The following is a 16,837-nucleotide window of genomic DNA, read 5'->3' as shown; positions in this document are numbered from 1 at the left end:
TTCAACAAAACGGGCCAGGTGTTACCAAGTAAAGGCAATCGTTATCCGGTATGAACGCCAAACAGCTTCGGCAGGAACAGCGAGATCGCCGGAATGTAAGTCACCAGCATCAGTACGCTAAGCAGGGCGATGTAGAATGGGATCATGGCTTTCACCACCTGTTCTATCTTCTGCTTACTGACCGCACTGGCGACGAACAGCACTGAGCCCACTGGCGGCGTAATCAGGCCGATACCCAGGTTGACCAGCATGATCATCCCGAAGTGCACCGGATCGATACCCAGGTTGATCGCCACCGGCAGCAGTACCGGCGTCAGGATCAGGATCAGCGGCGCCATATCCATCAGGGTGCCGATCAGCAGCAACATAATGTTAATCCACATCAGGATCACATACTTGTTGTCGGAGATAGAGGTAAAGAACTCGGTGATCCGCGTCGGCAGTTGCATGTAAGTCATAATGGCCCCGAAGCTGGCGGCAAAGCCAATCAGGATCATCACGATAGTCACGGTTTTCACCGTGCGGAACATCAGCTTGGGCAGTTCAGACCATTTGTAGTCACGGTAAATAAACATGGTGACGAAGAATGACCACAGGCAGGCAATGGCCGCCGACTCGGTAGCGGTGAAGATGCCGGAAAGAATTCCGCCCATGATGATGACTACCGTCATTAATCCCCACAGGGTATCAACGAAGATCTTCAGCGCCTGGCGGAACGGCACGCGCTCACCCTTCGGGTAGCCACGCTTGTGGGCGAAGCAGACACACATCACCATCAGCGTCAGGCTCAGCAGCAGGCCCGGCAGGATCCCGGCGATAAACAGCGAAGCAATGGAGACGGTGCCGCCGGTTGCCAGCGAATAGATCACCGAGTTATGGCTTGGTGGTGTCAGAATCGCTTGCACCGAACCGCTGGCGGTGACTGCTGCGGCGAAATCGCGTGGGTAGCCCTTTTTATCCATTTCCGGGATCATCACTGAACCAATCGAGGCGGTATCCGCCACCGATGAACCGGAGATGGCACCAAAGAAGGTCGAAGCCACGATATTGACCAGTGACAGGCCACCGCGAATAAAACCGACGAAGATATAAGCGAAGTTAACCAAGCGGCGGGCAATGCCGCCTTCCGCCATAATGGCCCCCGCCAGAATAAAGAACGGAATGGCCAACAGCGAAAATTTGTTCACGCCGTTGGTGATCTGAATCATCACGGCTTCGAGCGGCAGATCAATCCAGAATGCCCCAGCGACGGCGCTGATGCCAACGGCATAGGCCACGGGGACACCAATGGCAAGCATCACGCCAAGGGTTAACAAGAGAATCAATGCGTCCATAATTTACAGGCTCCTGGTTGCCGCTTAGGAATTACCCAGCATGACCACCGGGCGGTGATTTTGCGGGCCAAAAAAGATGCGCTCAATAATGAACAGTAGAGTGATAAATGATCCGATTGGCAGCGGCAGGTAGGTTTCCCCTGCGGTTAACACCGGGAATTCAGCCACGGGTTGCTCCCACAGTTCCAGGCACAGGTTATAGCCGTAATAGAGAATAAACAGGGTGATTGCCAGCATCATCAGATCGGTAAGCACTGAGCAGACCTTTTTCATTGGTTCTGACAGGCGGTCAGTCATCATGCTGACTGCGATATGCGAGCAGGAACGGTAACTGACGGCGGCACCGATAAAGGTAAAGGTCACCATACAGATGATAGCCACCGGCTCCGGCCACGACAGACCGGCGTTCAATACATAGCGGGCAAAAATACCGACGGGGATCACGGCGGTCATAACAAGCAGAGCAAGGCCGGAAAGCCAGATAGACACACGGTAAAGGAAATCCATCACCGATATATAAGACTGAGACATGATAATCCCCTACATCCTGGTCAGGAAAAAGGGGGTGGATGTTGGCTGTTCCACCCCTAGGCCATTATTTGACGGCTTCGATACGTTGAATGAGGTCTTGGTAATCTTTACCGAACTGATCGCGTACCGATTGGGTGGCTTTGTAGAAATAATCACGATCGATGCTCTGAATATTCACGTTGCCCGCTTTCATCTTATCCAGAGATTCCTGATTATATTTGGCCCACAGTTCGCGCTGCTCGGTTTGGGCCTCTTTCGCCAGTTTGAGGATTAACTGCTGATCTTCTGCAGACAGCTTGTTCCATTTGGTTTTGGAGTAAAGGAACACTTCAGGGATGATCATGTGGCCGGTGAGGGTGTAGTTTTTCGCTACCGGCATGTAGTTGTGCGCAACATAGGTTGGTGGGTTGTTCTCAGCGCCGTCGATAACGCCGGTCTGCATACCGCTGAACACTTCACTGACGCCCATGCTGACCGCATTCGCCCCCATGGCTTTCAGCGTGGCAAGCGCTACCGGATTACCCTGAACGCGAATTTTCATGCCTTGCAGGTCTTCCGGCTTGTTGATTGGATTCTTGGTGATCATGTTGCGCGTGCCGCCGTCCATCCAACCGAGGAAGACCATTTTTGACTTGGCGTTATCGGTAATTTTCTGACCGATTTCCTGGCCGATTTGACCGTCGAGCACTTTGTGCATGTGGTCTTCATCACGGAAGATGTAGGGCAGGGTAAAGGCATCTACCTCTGGCAGAATGGCGGCCACTGGTGACATGGACACGCGGATGATATCAATCGCGCCAATCTGCGCCTGCTCAATTTCCTGTTTTTCATCACCTAACACACCCCCTGGGAAAGTTTTAACTTCCAAGCGGCCATCAGTGGCCTGTTTTAATTTCTCGCCCATATGCTCAACGGCGACGACGTTCGGGTAACCCGCTGGGTGAACGTCTGCGGCCTTGATCTGCTGTGCAGCAATGGCAGAGTGGCTCATGAGCAGCGTTGCTGAGGTGAGGCAAAGGCTGAGTAGCGTCTTGGACAATTTCATTGGGTAATCTCCAGAGGTGAACGAAGAAACCTGGGGGATTCAGTGAATCAAAAGCCTGATGAAAAGCGGCCCAGGTAGCATTTTTAATCTGATATTGAACCGGCATTATTTCGCCATCTTCAATAAGCCTGTTTTTAGGCGTGAGCTGACCGTCAGACCATCAATGTCTATACAAATCAGTAACTTTTTTAATGTGTTGCCAACGATGTCACAGGGTAATCAGATACCACACAAGGTAACTTATTATACAACTTTGTAAATTGCGTGATATCACAAAAGGGAAAAGTGTATTTTAACCGTCACTTAGTCAGCCAGCATAAAATAGAAACGCCGTTTTGTTTTGTAATCATTTGATATTAATTGATTATTTAAAAATAAGTGTGTTTTTATACCTCAAGTGTGGGCGAATAACTTGGTAAAAATGGTGTGATAACTTTGTGAGGCATCCGGTTTGTTGCAGTGAATGAGTGGTTCTGAACCTGACGTTGCCGCTCGGTAGAACGATGTGGAATGACCGCAACAGAGGGTACCTCATCATGCAACCATGATGGGCTCAACAAGGCGTATGTTGCTCATTGACGGGATAATCAAGGGCTTCAATAAGCATGAATGTATATAAGAAATATCTGCAACCACTATTATTGATTTTATCTTTATATAAAAATATCTCACGGGTTAATTGGGTTTAATACCCATAAAAAAACAAGAAACATCCCTGCTTAATAGTATAAATATTAACTCAATCCCTTGTTATTAATACGATAATTTTATTGATTAATTTTATTTGTCTCGTTACCCTAAGGCTAATCTGTATAGCGTTGGGTTATTATTTTGCGCTTTAATAAAGGCATAACTTTCTGTGCCTTTATAGTGAGCGTGAAACACCACAATATACAGTGGTGGGAATGCTTGTTTTTTTGTTTCAATTTTATATAAGGACAATGTTGTGAAAAAGATCAATTTCTCTGAGGCTAGCGTAATTGTTGGTGGTACTGATGCTCCTACTTGTACTGTGAGCTTTGAGAAGACCTCACCTACAGTTTGCATGGAAGTAAATACTTGTGTAGACAAAAATGGCAATGTTGTAAGCACCACCAGTGAATCAACTCTGTTGGCTAACTGCGCATAATGCTTTGGGTTAAAAAGCGATACTCCAAATAATTCAAGTTGTGTGTAGGCGGCAAGTCTGGGGCAAGTTGACCACAGATCTATTTGAAGGCTGCTTGCAGTCGCCCGTCAGGGTGAGAATTAGACCTGCCAATACCTATATGGCTTGAAATATGCTGAGTAGACACTTTTTTAGCATAGCTTCAGTGCTGATGTGGGCGTTATTTCCGCATCAGCCTGTTCGGGTATTTTACTTACTTTAAGCATAGTTGTAGTTAATATTATTATTAACTTGTTAAAATATAATATACCCAAGGGTATACCCGTCATACTTCAAGTTGCTAGGGTGTTGGCTGCCCTCGCTCACTGCGATAAGAGCTCACTCATCGGCCTTTTAGGGCGTAATCTGCTGCTCACAACAAACCTGTTCCTTATCACTCCCCTGTTTTTGTTATTGCAATATCCTCCCTGAGAACAGCCGTCATTTATACCAACCTTATTTCAAGTGACTGGGGAACGGGCTGGAATCGATCTTGAGTTAAAGAGTACGGATTTGTGAACCGAGTCACCTATCTCGGTAAGCGGGTTGAATAGTTTCTGCTGATTTTGGAGAGCAACGGAATGTAGTCTCGTAGATGGCTGGAAAACACTGTGCTAGGATGATTTGCCGCCACTTTGGGCACTGACTATAACTCTAAAAGGATGTCCTTATGCTTTTAAATAATCGAAAGATTTTCGCCACACTTGCAGCAACCTTATTCGCAGTAAGCAGCTATGCGGCTACGCCGAAATCGGTGGCTATTGTATCGATCGTTGACCATCCGGCGCTGGATGCTACGCGTGACGGGGTCATTGATGAATTAAAAGCCGCTGGCTATGACAAAGATAAGGTCAAGATTCAGTTCCAGAGTGCGCAGGGGAATATGGCGACTGCTGGGCAGATCGCGCGTAAATTTATTGGTGACAAGCCCGATGCCATCGTGGCGATCTCAACTCCGGCAGCTCAGTCGGTGATTGCGGCAACCAAAACTATCCCGGTCGTGTTTACTACGGTGACGGATCCGGTAGCCGCCAAGCTGGTCAAAAGCTGGGAACCGAGTGGCACTAACGTTACCGGCGTTTCTGACAGTGTCGCCATCGGCCCGCAGGTGGATCTGATCTTAAAGGTTAAGCCAGATGCCAAACGGGTTGGGATGGTGTTCAGTCCTGGTGAGGTCAACTCGACGGTGGTGGTTAAAGAGCTGAAAGATGAGTTAACCAAGCGTGGTATGACGCTGGTTGAGGCCCCGGCGGCGCGTACCGTTGACGTGAGCCCGGCGGCGAAAAGCCTGGTGGGTAAAGTTGACGTGATTTATACCAATACCGATAACAACGTGATCTCTACTTACGAGTCGCTGGTTGGCGTCGCCAATCAGGCTAAAATTCCGTTGATCGCTGGTGACAACAGCGTTGCCAAACGCGGTGCCGCGGCTGCGCTGGGGATGAGCTATTACGATCTTGGGCGGCAAACGGGCAAAGTCGTGGTGCGCCTGTTAGAAGGTGAAAAGCCCGGCACTATTGCACCCGAGGTGGGCAACAAGCTCAGCCTGAGTGTGAATCCCGCCGCTGCCGAGAAGCAAGGCGTGACACTGCCTGCCGATCTGGTGCAGTCAGCGCAGGAAGTGATCAAGTAATGTTCTGTATTGCATAGTTGTTTATACCCGAATTATGCAGGGTATATTCTAGGGAATGGCCCGCCAGTTCTGGTGGGCCAAGGTTTTTTATGAGGTTTGCATGTCGTTAATTTCCCTTATGGGGGCTTTGGAGATCGGTTTAATCTTTGCGCTGGTGGCGCTTGGGGTACTGATTTCCTTTCGTTTACTCAACTTTCCCGATCTGACGGCTGACGGCAGTTTCCCGTTAGGTGGTGCCGTTGCTGCGGTCATGATCGTCAGCGGTTATAACCCCTGGCTGGCGTGCGGGTTGGCGGCTATCGCCGGAGCAGGCGCGGGTTGCTTGACGGCTTGGCTGCACGTGCGGCTCGGTATCTTGCAACTGTTGGCCAGTATTCTGGTGATGATTGCGCTGTATTCCATCAATCTGCGCATTATGGGAGCACCTAATCTGGCTCTGATTGGGCTGCCCAGTGTGTTCACACCGTTCATCAGCCAGATTGAAGATAATTCCTGGCTGATCCAGCCTTTATTGCTGCTGGTGATCGTCGTGCTGGTTAAGCTGGCGCTGGATGCGTTCCTGACATCCGAAGTTGGTCTGGCGCTGCGTGCGACCGGGGCGAATCCTCGTATGGCCCGCGCCCAAGGTATTGCCACCAGTCGGCTGACGGTGATTGGTATGGCACTTTCCAATGCGTTGATTGCGCTGGCTGGTGCGTTGTACGTCCAAACCCAGGGTGGTGCCGATATTTCTATGGGGATCGGGACTATCGTCGTCGGGTTGGCGGCGGTGATCATCGGTGAAACGCTGTTACCTGCTCGCAGTCTTTACCTGATCACCTTGGCGACGTTATTGGGGGCATTGCTGTATCGCCTGATGATCGCGCTGGCCCTGAATGCCGACTTTATTGGCCTACAGGCGCAGGATCTGAATCTGATCACCGCCGTATTGGTTACGCTGGCCCTGATTCTGCCGAAATTGAAACAAAAACTGAAAAGTAAGCAAGGAAAGCAGCCATCATGATGCGTGCCGAGCAATTGTTTAAGACCTTTAATCCCGGCACTCCGCTGGAAAACCCAGTATTGCGTGGCCTGTCTCTGAGTATTGAAGCCGGTCAGTTTGTTACGGTGATCGGCAGCAATGGGGCTGGGAAGTCCACGCTGCTTAATGCGATCAGCGGTGATGTGACGCCCGATCGCGGCCAGCTGTTCATCGATGACCAGGACGTGACTGCCATGCCCGCCTGGCGTCGTGCGGGTATGGTTGCTCGAGTATTTCAGGATCCGCTGGCCGGGACCTGTGAAGGGCTGAGCATTGAAGAGAATCTGGCTTTGGCGCTACAGCGCGGTCAATCACGGGGATTTCAGCGCGCGGTTAAAAGCCAGCAGCGGGAGCTATTCCGCGACAAGCTGGCAACGCTGGAACTGGGGTTAGAGAACCGTTTAGGCGATCATATGGGGCTGCTCTCCGGTGGCCAACGTCAGGCTGTCAGTCTGTTGATGGCTTCTTTGCAGCCGTCTCGTTTACTCCTGCTGGATGAACATACGGCAGCGCTCGATCCTAAAACTGCCGCCTTTGTACTGGCATTAACCGATCGCATTGTTGCCGAGCAGAACCTGACGGTGCTGATGGTGACGCACTCAATGCGCCAGGCGTTGGATCACGGGCATCGGACGGTGATGCTGCACCAAGGGCGCGTGGTGCTGGATGTCAGCGGTAAGCAGCGTACCAACATGCAGGTGACTGACTTGCTGGAGATGTTTGAAAAAACACGCGGCGAAAAGCTGGATGATGATGCGCTGTTGCTGAGTTAAACCGGTCTGTATAGCCAAAATAATTTGAGTGGCTTGTAGGCGGCAAGCGCTGCTGGCCCCAGGAGCATAGTTAACTGTGTGACTGGGGCGCAGCTTGAGGTATGGCGGGGATAACCCTGCTTTTTTAGTGCACAACATGGAAAAAATGGAACCGTGATATATAGTTATAACGGTTACCAAGACGATCTAGTCTGTGCTATAGGGTTGATTTTTAATTAAATAAACGGGCTTAATATTTCAGTTTGATTATTTTGCAAACACATTCTAGATCAAAGATCTTTATTATGTTTTATTTGATTTTAAGGAATGCTAATGACCGCACATTTACTCACTCTTTGGGATATTTTAGCGACGACGTTCTCGCTATTCTTTTTTATCGCCTATCTGTTTATTTTATTCCAGGTTGTCTCCGATCTGTTTCGGGATCATGAGTTGAGTGGTTTTTATAAGGCTGTCTGGATCATCTTCCTGCTGTTTATCCCACTCTTAACGTCACTGATTTATCTGATTACGCGTGGTAAAGGTATGGCGGAGCGGCACCGTGCGCTGGTGCAGAAAAATGTCTCTGCGACCAATGAGTATATCCGCGAGGTAGCTGGGAAATCACCTGCTGAACAGATTTCAGATGCTAAAAAACTGTGGGACGAAGGAGTTATTACGGAAAGTGAATATTTGCAGCTTAAGGCTAAAGCATTAGCTTAACCTTATGGTTTTTTCAGCGGAGTACCGAGCAACTGAGTTTTGTTAAGGCTCCTGTCTGAAATTAAAAGAAATTTACTCTAGCAATAAGCAGTATGAACAGCCTCCATCACGAGGCTGTTCATTGAGTAGCTGTTATTCGCCATGCTGGCAAGCAGTGGCAGTGGCGAATTTAAAAATATCTTTTTGACCGTTAAGTCAGTAATGATACCAGGTTGTCCACCGCAGTTTCTGCCTGCTGAATTGAAGCTGCCAGACGATGATCCGCGAATTCATCGTATTCTATTGCTGCTTCATAAACATCGGTTATACCAATATAGGCAAATGCTGCACGGACCGAGGCCTCTACGTGATTACGCGTTGCAATACGGCCACCCGGTTGATAGCCGTAATCCCCGCGTGAAGAGAGAATGACCAGACGTTTGCCAGCATCTGCAAGCATGGGCCAATAAGGTTCCCCTGCTCGGCTGCGATCAAATCCAAAGGTACGCCCCACCCGGACAATGTTGTCGATGTATGCTTTGAACTGCGCGGGAGGCCCGAAGTTATACATAGGGACGCCAGCAACGATCAGATCGGCTTGAAGCAGGTCATCGACCAACGTATCACTCATTCGCAACTCGTCCTTCATCCAGGCCTCACGCCTGTTTACAGGCGTAAAAGCCGCATGTATCCATTGTGCAGTGACGGGAGCAGGGGGGTCTTGGCCGACGTCGCGATAGATTACTTTTGTCTCGGGGTGCTGTGCCATCCACTGCTGTACGAAACGTGCCGTTAAGCGACGAGTGTGCGAGCCGTGACTAATCTCGCCAGAGCGCCCGGAGCGGGCACTGGAATCAATATGTAATAATGTGGTCATACGAATCTGAATCCTTAAAGATGATATTAATTCAAGTGCGGACAGTTTCTACTTAATATTGGCGGTCAACAAACGATATAATTTCAGTCAATAGATGATATGAGGTCACTTATTTATGGCAATAAAACTCCCATCGTTGACTTCTCTCCGCGCTTTTGAGGCCGCAGCGCGTTTGGGCAGTTTCAAGAAGGCTGCTGAAGAATTAGCGGTTACGGCTACGGCGATCAGCCACCGTATCCGAGTCTTGGAGGAGTATCTCGAACACCCTCTGTTTCTGCGTAAAGTGCGGGCGGTTGAACTGACGGCAAATGGGGTGGCGTTGTTTACTGCCGTACACAGCAGCTTCGAAACGATCGGCCTCGCCATTGAACATATACGCAAGCCGCGCCGCTCATCGGTGACCTTATCCACTACGCCCGCATTCGCAACCAAATGGCTGGTTCCACGATTGGCGAGTTTTCAAGAAGCTTATCCCGATATTGACCTGCATATTCATGCCTCTAATACACCGGTTGATCTCAATGCGGGTACTGCAGATTTGGCGATCCGATACGGCCAGGGCCGGCCAGTATGGGGGAATGAACGTCACGCTACTTTTGGATGATCATTTCGCACCTGTTGCCAATAAGATGCTGTTGACAACGATGGGCCAGGACGCATTGCAATGGCCGTTAATCCATTTTGATTGGCACCGGCCCCTGCCTGTCGAACTGACATGGGGTGTTTGGGCGCTGGCAACAGGGCGCAAGCCAGCTGATATGTCTACAGGTATACGATATTCCGAGGAAAGCCACGCGATTCAGGCGGTTATCGCAGGGCAGGGAGTGGCACTTTTGAGTCTGTTATTGATAGAAGAAGAACTGCGTCTGGGGGTACTGCAGATTGTCAGCAAACCGGTACTGAAAGGGATGTCTTACTATCTTGTTAAAAGTCAAAAGTATGCGTCGCCTGAGGCTGTCACGATCGTTGAGGAATGGCTTCTGCGAGTCGCTCATCAATCGGGGTAAATCGCAACAGCTTGAGGCTTCTGCCATTGATACCGTCACTCTCTACAATTGCGCACTCACTACTTTACATTGATGACGAATTTCATCTGCCAACAGTTTAGCAACCGGTGTCATCGCCGTTTTTTTGCTATATATCAGGCTAAAAGTCCCATCGGGAAGTTTTTCTTTTACTGGCACTTTGCAGAAAGCTTTCTCGTTGCGGGGTTGAATCAACATCATCTCTGGCCCGATAAAAAGGTAGTCTGAGTCTATAATAAGATATTCACCTATCGTTATTGAATCACTGAATAAAATAGATATACCGCTATTCCTTCCTTTAGGGAAGAGTTGTGTTTCAAGGTCGGTATAATACCCAGCCTCAGACATGGGGAGATACCATTTTGCATCACGCAGAGCAGATAATGAGGAACAGTTTGCCAGGGGATGCCCTTTGCGAGCGATGACGCAGAATTCTGTTGTTAACAGCGGTTCTACAATAAACTCATTCAGATAAAGCTCTGGGGTTAGCACACCGATGAAAAAATCAAGTCGTCCTAGACGTAATGAGGGCAGCAAATCAGAAAGTTGCCCTTCGGTCATAATAATTTTGGCATTTCTATTCAGTACTTCGTGGAACCTTTCTATTACCGTTGGCAGGATGCTGCAACTTGGCAACAGTGAGCAACCAAAAGAGACTGTGCCATCTGTGGCTTGAGTCACCTGACCAATTTCATCAACTGCACGCCTCAACTCACTTAAAGCCAACCTCATGCGAGGTTCGAAAAGTTTGCCCATTTCCGTCAGGACAATGCCGTTCACGCCGCGCACAATTAGCGGCGTGCCGAGTCTTTGTTCCAGTTCTTTCAAACTGCGTGTTACGGCTGGCTGTGTTTGATTCAACATCCTGGCCGCTGCGTGCATGCTACCGCATGTTATAATTGCGTCAAAAACTTCCAGTTGATTTAATTTTGGCATGTATGGCATAGGTTCACCCTTGGTGTTATGAGCTGCTATCGTCGGAGAGGCACAAACCATGGTTATCTTAGTGCTTTCCAATGGCAATTTCGGGTTCTACTCAAAGCTGCTGCTATTATTATAGTTGTTTTTTTGCCAAAACCATGGCAGAGAAATAAAAAATATGAAGTTAAAATTTCTTTACATACTCTAGATGAGAAAACAATTCCGATGAGTTATATCTAACGTAAATTCATTTAAAACAAATGGTTATGGTTTTTTTAATAATTAATTTTTTGTTAAAATTGTATATTACCTTTCTACCATGAAAATTTTTTTATCATTGATAAAAAAATAGAGTCTTCACAAAATTCTGGAAGAATCTTATAGTACACACACTAACAGCGAGGCATTAAAGTGCATATTTATTTGCTCACCCCGTACCAGGCTGAAATAGAGTGTTAATCTTCTTTATACTTCAAGTTGCTTGGGCGTTGGTTATATTAATTTTGCCATGTATCGAATTAAAGGGAAATCTTTCTGTATTTTAGGGGGAATGGTCGTTTGTATTCGGCTCACTATTAAGACGTTATCTGAAGGGGGCCCAACAAAGCTCAGGAATGCAAAACTACGGTGGGGATTTTTACCCTGGTGGAAGTTAATTCAGCGTAGACGTTTGACCAATAGAGAGGAGTGTCAAGTATCTACGAGAAGGGGGCTTTATTGGTTATAACATTAACCGAGGTGACTCATTGGGATGTGCGCAAACGATTACGTTGGTCTTAAAGCGGTATTTAAGTTCAATGAGGCGCATACCAGAGGGCGCTAACGGGGGGGATTGTTGGGCAAGGCACGACACTAAGATAGTCATAATAACAACCAATTAGAGTTACGTGATGTGTGGTGTTATCTGCCATAGGACAGGATGCTATCTCATGCCAGCTAAGGGTGACAGATATATCTTAATCGGTTTTTTTGTTGTATCTTATTGATATTAATAAGTAAAAATTTTTTAATGGATTTAAAATCCAAAAATACCAAAAATTAAGGTTTTTTGACTGATGGACTATTTCTAGTAACAGTATCATTAATCAATGTCAGAAATTAAATTTTTAATTAAAAACATGGCATACAATAATTTTGGTAGCATTTAATTCTGGCAAGGCTTTCTTTATATGAGATAACCTTATTGTTTTAGATAAGTTGCCATAAATAGAAGGGATTATATAATGGTTCACATTCTAAAAGTGGGTTGTTATTTTTTTATCTAAAGTGAAATAATAAACCGAGATTTATGTACAAATGGACAATAGACTTTATGGATTTTTGCTTGATGACGTTATTTTATTTAGCATTTCTAACAGAAAGTTGTTCTATTACATTGATGAGCCGTCTGAACACTCCATGTTTTTCAAGGCTGTCTCTTTAAATGAAACCCAATCTCGGCTGTTGATCTTTTTGCTGATAAATAGTCAGAATGTTGTCATTGATAAAAATGACATTATGAAGAATGTATGGGATGAATTTAGTTTGTCGTCATCCAATCAAAGGCTTTGGCAAACAATAAATGAATTAAGGAAAAAACTTTCTTCTATTGGACTTCCCGATGATTTTATTGGGAATGTTCATGGCGTTGGTTATTCTATTGGTAGTTCTAAAGTCAATTTTTTACATATTATTTAAATCTCGCTCTATTAATACCAGGGCAAACTCAACATACCTATATATATAGGTATAAAACATGCCATTTTAATGGATATTAAAGTGGTTTAATAAGATAGATAAGGTAAGTAGGAATATATATGAAAAAGTTAGCAATCGTTGCATCACTGGCTGCGGTATTCGGTTCTGTAAGCCTGGCTCAGGCAGCTTCTACCGGCACCATCACCTTTAACGGCAAATTGACGGCAAACACCTGTGACGTGGTGGTTGATGGTCAAGCTGCCGATGCTACGGTTACCCTGCCAACGGTGAGTATTAACCAACTGAATGCGGCAACTAAAACGGCGGGCCAGACTGGTTTTGTTATGGCACTGAAAAACTGTGCGGGTACCCTGAAAACTGCTTCAGCTTTCTTCGAAGCAGGTACTTCAGTGGATAGCGTAACGGGTCGTCTGAAAAACCTGACTGGTGACGCTACTGGTGTCAGCCTGCAACTGTTAGACGCATCGAGCCCGACTCAGGCAGTCATCCAGGCCGGTAACCAGAATCAAGTCACTAGCACCACCTATAAAGATGTTTCTGCTGGCAGCGCTACTCTGCCATACGCCGTACGTTACTACGCTGAAGCAGCAACCGAAGCAGGTACCGTGGTCAGCAACGTTGTTTATTCTATTCAGTACCAGTAATGGGCTGTGGGAGGGGGGTTCCCCTCCCAATCTGGCGGTTCATCAGGAGTTTATTATGCAGTCTCTTTCTCTCAATATACGTCGGGTGTGTGCATTTGCTACTGCCGCACTGTTCAGCGCACACAGCCTGGCCAGCGTGGTGATTAGCGGTACGCGAGTGATTTACCCTTCAGACGCCCAAGAGGTCAGTGTCAAAGTCAGCAACGTTGGCCCCTCCCCCGTGCTGTTACAAAGCTGGATTGACAACGGTGATCCCAATGCCAAACCGACAGCCATAAAAGTGCCTTTTGTACTGACCCCACCGATGAACCGTGTTGAGGCCAGCAAGGGCCAGACGCTGCGTATCAGCTACACGGGGGGGACGCTGCCGATGGATAAAGAATCGGTGTTCTGGCTGAATGTGCTGGAAGTTCCCGCCAAAAGCCAGGCGCAAAGCAGCGAAAACCGTCTGCAGATGGCGTTCCGTACTCGGATCAAGCTGTTCTATCGCCCAGTGGGTTTGGAAGGTAATGCCAACGATGCAGCCAAAGCGGTAACCTGGAATAGCAAGGGTCACGCCGTGCAGGCCACTAATCCGACTCCGTATTATGTTTCTCTGGTGGATCTGTCGCTCAACGGTAAAAAGCTTGATAACGCCATGATTACACCGCGCTCTACCGTGGTACTGAATTTGCCAGGCCAACCAGGAAGTAAAGTAACCGGTAGTTTTGTTAACGATTATGGTGCAGTGAATGCCTTCGATGCTGTCGTGAAATAAATTATTAGACAAGCGTAAATATATTTAATTTCGATGCCCATCATTATTCAGGAAATAAACCCTTAAAGGGATTCTTTATGTTAAAACCTTTGCAATATTCCCTCCGTGGTCGAGTGTCCCCTTTGACTGTGGCCATTTTATCTACTTTGTTTATGGGAAATGTTAACGCTGAAACGGCTGTTTCTGCTCCGCAGGAAGGGAGCGCAAAGAATCTGGAGTTCGATGCTTCTTTCCTGAATATTGATGATCAAAAATCGGTTGATCTCAGCCGTTTTGCCAATGGTTCTTCCGGGCTGCCTGGCGTGTATAAAACTGCTTTATATATTAATGATCAACTTGTCAGTAATACCGATGTTGAGTTTAAAACCCGAGCAGATAAATCAGTTTATCCTTGCTTGAATAGTGACCTTGTTAAAAATATTGCTTTTAATTACGATAAACTGCCTAGCGATTTTTTAAGCCAACAGAATAGCGGTGAATTATGTATTGATTTACAACACAAGTTACCTGAAGCACGGGTTAATTACGACAGTAATGAACAACGTCTGGATATCGTTATTCCTCAGATCTATATGTTGAATACCGCCAGGGGCAGCGTGAGCCCAGAATTATGGGATCGTGGGGTACCAGCGATTTTGTTCGGTTATAACGTCAATGGTTACACCAGCGAGTCGAACGGCAATACTTTCAACTCGGTGTTTGCCGGGGTGAATGCCGGGCTGAATGTGGGTGCCTGGTATCTGCGGCACAACGGTTCTTATACCCGTATGGACAATGGGCCGAACCAGTACAGCAACATCAATACCTACCTGCAGCGAGATATTCTGGCACTCAAGGCTCGAGTGTTGATGGGGCAGTCAAATACTACCGGGCAGCTTTTTGATACCTTGCCGTTTTTTGGTATTCAGCTAGCCACCGACGAACGGATGCTGCCGGAATCCCTGCGTGGCTACGCGCCGGAAATCCGTGGTATTGCCCGGACCAACGCCCGCGTTACCGTGCGCCAGAGTGGCCAGGTGTTGTATGAAACCACGGTCACGCCGGGGGAGTTCCTGATCAACGATCTGTATCCGACTGGCTACGGTGGCGATCTGGATGTCAGCGTGCGTGAGTCAGACGGCACCGAACAGACTTTCAGCGTGCCTTATGCTTCGGTGGCCCAGTTGTTGCGGCCAGGAGCGTCGCGCTATGCCGTTACGGCAGGTGAAGTACGCAGCGAGAATCTGCGTGGTAAACCGGCGCTGTATCAGGCTACTTATCAGTATGGGCTGACTAACCGCATCACCGGTTATGGCGGCTTACAGGTGAGCCAGGATTACTATGCGTTGCAACTGGGTACCGCGATCGGTGTGCCGATCGGGGCACTGGCTTTTGATGTGACTCAAGCCCGCACGCATCTGGGGAAAGGCCCAGTGTCGGACGATAGCCAATATCAAGCGGATAACAGCCTCAGCGGCCAGAGTTATCAGGTGAGTTACAGCAAACTCATCAGCGAAACCAACAGCAACCTGTCACTGGCAGCCTATCGTTTCTCAACCAATGGCTACATGGACTTTATGACCGCGATGCTGACCCGTGATACGGTAGCTAAAGGGTATTCACCGGATGCGATTTCTCGCGCTAAAAACCGCATGACGCTGACGGCCGGGCAGGGCTTACCGGATGGCTGGGGGCAGTTGTATGTCAGTGGTTCACTGCAGAACTATTGGAACAAAGACGGCAGCGAGAAGCAGTACCAGATGGGGTATAACAACCGTTATCAGCGCCTTTCTTACGGCCTTAGTATTAACCGCAGTTTTTCCAGTTTGGGTACGGCACAAACCAGCTATCTGCTGAGCTTCAGTCTGCCGCTGGGCCGGAACGATCAGACGCATACTCCTCAGTTGCGTATGGACTTATCGCATGACAGCAGTGGCCGCTATGGCCAGCAAGCTAGCGTGTCTGGCATTGCCGGGGTGGAAAATCAGTTCAGCTATGGTGTTACGGCCATGAATGCCAATCAGGGGGGCGGCTCCAGTGGATCGCTAAGCGGCAACTACCGCAGCCCGGTAGCCGCACTCAGTGGCACTTACAGCACCGGCAAAAGTTACCAGAGCGCCTCTGCCGGGATAAACGGCACAATGATTGGGCATGCTGGCGGCGTAAGTTTTACACCTTATACCTCAGACACTTTCGCCTTGGTGGAAGCCAAAGGTGCGGAAGGTGCCAGCGTATCTTCGTATCCAGGTGTGCGTATTGATCCGTGGGGATATGCAGTTGTGCCTTATCTGAGCCCCTATCAGATGAATGAAGTCAGCATCGATCCGAAGGGGACGGCAAGCAGCGTGGAACTGGACAATACCAGCCAGAAAGTGGCGCCTTATTCTGGCGCGGTGGTGAAGGTGAAATACAATACCAAGCAGGGCACACCTATTCTGGTGAATGCGACTTATCAGGGTGAACCCGTGCCGTTTGGTGCCGATATCTTTGACAGTAAAGGCAACAGCGTGGGCTCGGTGGGCCAAGGTGGGCAACTGTATGCTCGAGTGACCGAAAATAAAGGCCAGCTACGCGTTAAATGGGGTGAAGATAGCCAGATGCAGTGCATGGTGGGATATGTGCTGATGCCACAGGCAAAAAACCACAGCAACTCGGTAATACAAAGCTTCAACGGCCGGTGTGAGACTAAAGGATAAACCCACAACCACCACTTTACGCTGTGTAGATGGCATCAAGAATAGCGAATATGGTATGTCATTGTACCAGAGATG

16 protein-coding genes are annotated in these 16,837 nt (G+C 48.1%); 10 read left to right on the top strand and 6 right to left on the bottom strand.

Annotated elements, in window-relative coordinates; genetic code table 11:
- Positions 1-41 precede the first annotated feature (41 nt).
- The 4 genes from IV04_RS00530 to IV04_RS26685 form a co-directional block, all read right to left on the bottom strand.
- Entirely contained in the window at positions 42-1,334 is a 1,293-nt protein-coding gene (locus tag IV04_RS00530) for a TRAP transporter large permease (protein WP_037401645.1), read from the bottom strand.
- Positions 1,335-1,358: 24 nt separating this feature from the next.
- Positions 1,359-1,865 carry a TRAP transporter small permease gene (locus IV04_RS00525; protein ID WP_037401647.1) on the bottom strand — a complete coding sequence of 169 codons (507 nt, stop codon included), beginning with the start codon at positions 1,863-1,865 and terminating at the stop codon, positions 1,359-1,361.
- Positions 1,866-1,929: 64 nt separating this feature from the next.
- Positions 1,930-2,910 (bottom strand): TRAP transporter substrate-binding protein, encoded by a 981-nt coding sequence (locus IV04_RS00520; protein WP_037401650.1) that lies wholly within the window; start codon positions 2,908-2,910, stop codon positions 1,930-1,932.
- A 792-nt stretch (positions 2,911-3,702) separates the two neighbouring features.
- Positions 3,703-3,957 (bottom strand): hypothetical protein, encoded by a 255-nt coding sequence (locus tag IV04_RS26685; protein ID WP_152562775.1) that lies wholly within the window; start codon positions 3,955-3,957, stop codon positions 3,703-3,705.
- 770 nt (positions 3,958-4,727) lie between these two features.
- Between IV04_RS26685 and IV04_RS00515 the strand changes: the two genes are divergently transcribed.
- The 4 genes from IV04_RS00515 (at position 4,728) to IV04_RS00500 (ending at position 8,186) form a co-directional block, all read left to right on the top strand.
- Positions 4,728-5,690 (top strand): ABC transporter substrate-binding protein, encoded by a 963-nt coding sequence (locus tag IV04_RS00515; protein WP_037401654.1) that lies wholly within the window; start codon positions 4,728-4,730, stop codon positions 5,688-5,690.
- A gap of 100 nt (positions 5,691-5,790) precedes the next feature.
- Entirely contained in the window at positions 5,791-6,693 is a 903-nt protein-coding gene (locus IV04_RS00510) for an ABC transporter permease (RefSeq protein WP_037401725.1), read from the top strand.
- Entirely contained in the window at positions 6,690-7,484 is a 795-nt protein-coding gene (locus IV04_RS00505; RefSeq protein WP_037401657.1) for an ABC transporter ATP-binding protein, read from the top strand. The genes IV04_RS00510 and IV04_RS00505 overlap by 4 nt, the downstream gene beginning before the upstream one ends.
- A 312-nt stretch (positions 7,485-7,796) precedes the next feature.
- A complete protein-coding gene (locus IV04_RS00500; protein WP_037401660.1) occupies positions 7,797-8,186 on the top strand; it encodes a PLDc N-terminal domain-containing protein in 390 nt (129 codons plus the stop codon).
- 190 nt (positions 8,187-8,376) lie between these two features.
- Here the strand turns inward: IV04_RS00500 and IV04_RS00495 are convergent, their stop codons facing one another.
- A complete protein-coding gene (locus IV04_RS00495) occupies positions 8,377-9,042 on the bottom strand; it encodes an FMN-dependent NADH-azoreductase (RefSeq protein ID WP_037401662.1) in 666 nt (221 codons plus the stop codon).
- Positions 9,043-9,157: 115 nt separating this feature from the next.
- On the opposite strand from IV04_RS00495, the gene IV04_RS27005 reads away from it, so the two are divergent.
- Complete coding sequence (locus IV04_RS27005; RefSeq protein ID WP_197062183.1) at positions 9,158-9,646, top strand: LysR family transcriptional regulator; 489 nt, start codon at positions 9,158-9,160, stop codon at positions 9,644-9,646.
- Positions 9,621-10,049 carry a LysR substrate-binding domain-containing protein gene (locus tag IV04_RS27000; protein WP_197062184.1) on the top strand — a complete coding sequence of 143 codons (429 nt, stop codon included), beginning with the start codon at positions 9,621-9,623 and terminating at the stop codon, positions 10,047-10,049. The genes IV04_RS27005 and IV04_RS27000 overlap by 26 nt, the downstream gene beginning before the upstream one ends.
- 42 nt (positions 10,050-10,091) lie before the next feature.
- Here the strand turns inward: IV04_RS27000 and IV04_RS00485 are convergent, their stop codons facing one another.
- Positions 10,092-11,012 (bottom strand): LysR substrate-binding domain-containing protein, encoded by a 921-nt coding sequence (locus IV04_RS00485; protein ID WP_037401665.1) that lies wholly within the window; start codon positions 11,010-11,012, stop codon positions 10,092-10,094.
- 1,272 nt (positions 11,013-12,284) lie between these two features.
- On the opposite strand from IV04_RS00485, the gene IV04_RS00480 reads away from it, so the two are divergent.
- The 4 genes from IV04_RS00480 (at position 12,285) to IV04_RS00465 (ending at position 16,762) form a co-directional block, all read left to right on the top strand.
- Positions 12,285-12,665: a helix-turn-helix domain-containing protein gene (locus IV04_RS00480; protein ID WP_051916501.1), complete on the top strand. Its 381-nt coding sequence runs from the start codon at positions 12,285-12,287 to the stop codon at positions 12,663-12,665.
- Between the two features lie 119 nt (positions 12,666-12,784).
- Entirely contained in the window at positions 12,785-13,330 is a 546-nt protein-coding gene (locus tag IV04_RS00475) for a fimbrial protein (RefSeq protein ID WP_037401668.1), read from the top strand.
- 55 nt (positions 13,331-13,385) lie between these two features.
- Positions 13,386-14,087: a fimbria/pilus periplasmic chaperone gene (locus tag IV04_RS00470; RefSeq protein ID WP_037401671.1), complete on the top strand. Its 702-nt coding sequence runs from the start codon at positions 13,386-13,388 to the stop codon at positions 14,085-14,087.
- A gap of 152 nt (positions 14,088-14,239) precedes the next feature.
- The gene (locus IV04_RS00465; RefSeq protein WP_231566296.1) at positions 14,240-16,762 is read left to right on the top strand and encodes a fimbria/pilus outer membrane usher protein; all 2,523 of its coding nucleotides are present in this window, start codon (positions 14,240-14,242) and stop codon (positions 16,760-16,762) included.
- Positions 16,763-16,837: the final 75 nt, after the last annotated feature.

The sequence above is a fragment of the Serratia sp. Ag1 genome (assembly GCF_000743355.1).
Taxonomy (GTDB): domain Bacteria; phylum Pseudomonadota; class Gammaproteobacteria; order Enterobacterales; family Enterobacteriaceae; genus Chania.
Note: the sequence above shows the minus strand (reverse complement) of the source record. Positions and strands in the feature narration are given on the sequence as shown.

Coding starts and splice junctions, on each gene's coding strand:
- IV04_RS00510 (WP_037401725.1), top strand. CDS start 5,791: ATGTCGTTAATTTCCCTTATGGGGGCTTTGGAGATCGGTTTAATCTTT.
- IV04_RS00505 (WP_037401657.1), top strand. CDS start 6,690: ATGATGCGTGCCGAGCAATTGTTTAAGACCTTTAATCCCGGCACTCCG.
- IV04_RS00515 (WP_037401654.1), top strand. CDS start 4,728: ATGCTTTTAAATAATCGAAAGATTTTCGCCACACTTGCAGCAACCTTA.
- IV04_RS00530 (WP_037401645.1), bottom strand. CDS start 1,334: ATGGACGCATTGATTCTCTTGTTAACCCTTGGCGTGATGCTTGCCATT.
- IV04_RS00480 (WP_051916501.1), top strand. CDS start 12,285: ATGGACAATAGACTTTATGGATTTTTGCTTGATGACGTTATTTTATTT.
- IV04_RS00470 (WP_037401671.1), top strand. CDS start 13,386: ATGCAGTCTCTTTCTCTCAATATACGTCGGGTGTGTGCATTTGCTACT.
- IV04_RS27000 (WP_197062184.1), top strand. CDS start 9,621: ATGAACGTCACGCTACTTTTGGATGATCATTTCGCACCTGTTGCCAAT.
- IV04_RS00525 (WP_037401647.1), bottom strand. CDS start 1,865: ATGTCTCAGTCTTATATATCGGTGATGGATTTCCTTTACCGTGTGTCT.
- IV04_RS27005 (WP_197062183.1), top strand. CDS start 9,158: ATGGCAATAAAACTCCCATCGTTGACTTCTCTCCGCGCTTTTGAGGCC.
- IV04_RS00465 (WP_231566296.1), top strand. CDS start 14,240: ATGGGAAATGTTAACGCTGAAACGGCTGTTTCTGCTCCGCAGGAAGGG.
- IV04_RS00500 (WP_037401660.1), top strand. CDS start 7,797: ATGACCGCACATTTACTCACTCTTTGGGATATTTTAGCGACGACGTTC.
- IV04_RS26685 (WP_152562775.1), bottom strand. CDS start 3,957: ATGCAAACTGTAGGTGAGGTCTTCTCAAAGCTCACAGTACAAGTAGGA.
- IV04_RS00495 (WP_037401662.1), bottom strand. CDS start 9,042: ATGACCACATTATTACATATTGATTCCAGTGCCCGCTCCGGGCGCTCT.
- IV04_RS00485 (WP_037401665.1), bottom strand. CDS start 11,012: ATGCCATACATGCCAAAATTAAATCAACTGGAAGTTTTTGACGCAATT.
- IV04_RS00520 (WP_037401650.1), bottom strand. CDS start 2,910: ATGAAATTGTCCAAGACGCTACTCAGCCTTTGCCTCACCTCAGCAACG.
- IV04_RS00475 (WP_037401668.1), top strand. CDS start 12,785: ATGAAAAAGTTAGCAATCGTTGCATCACTGGCTGCGGTATTCGGTTCT.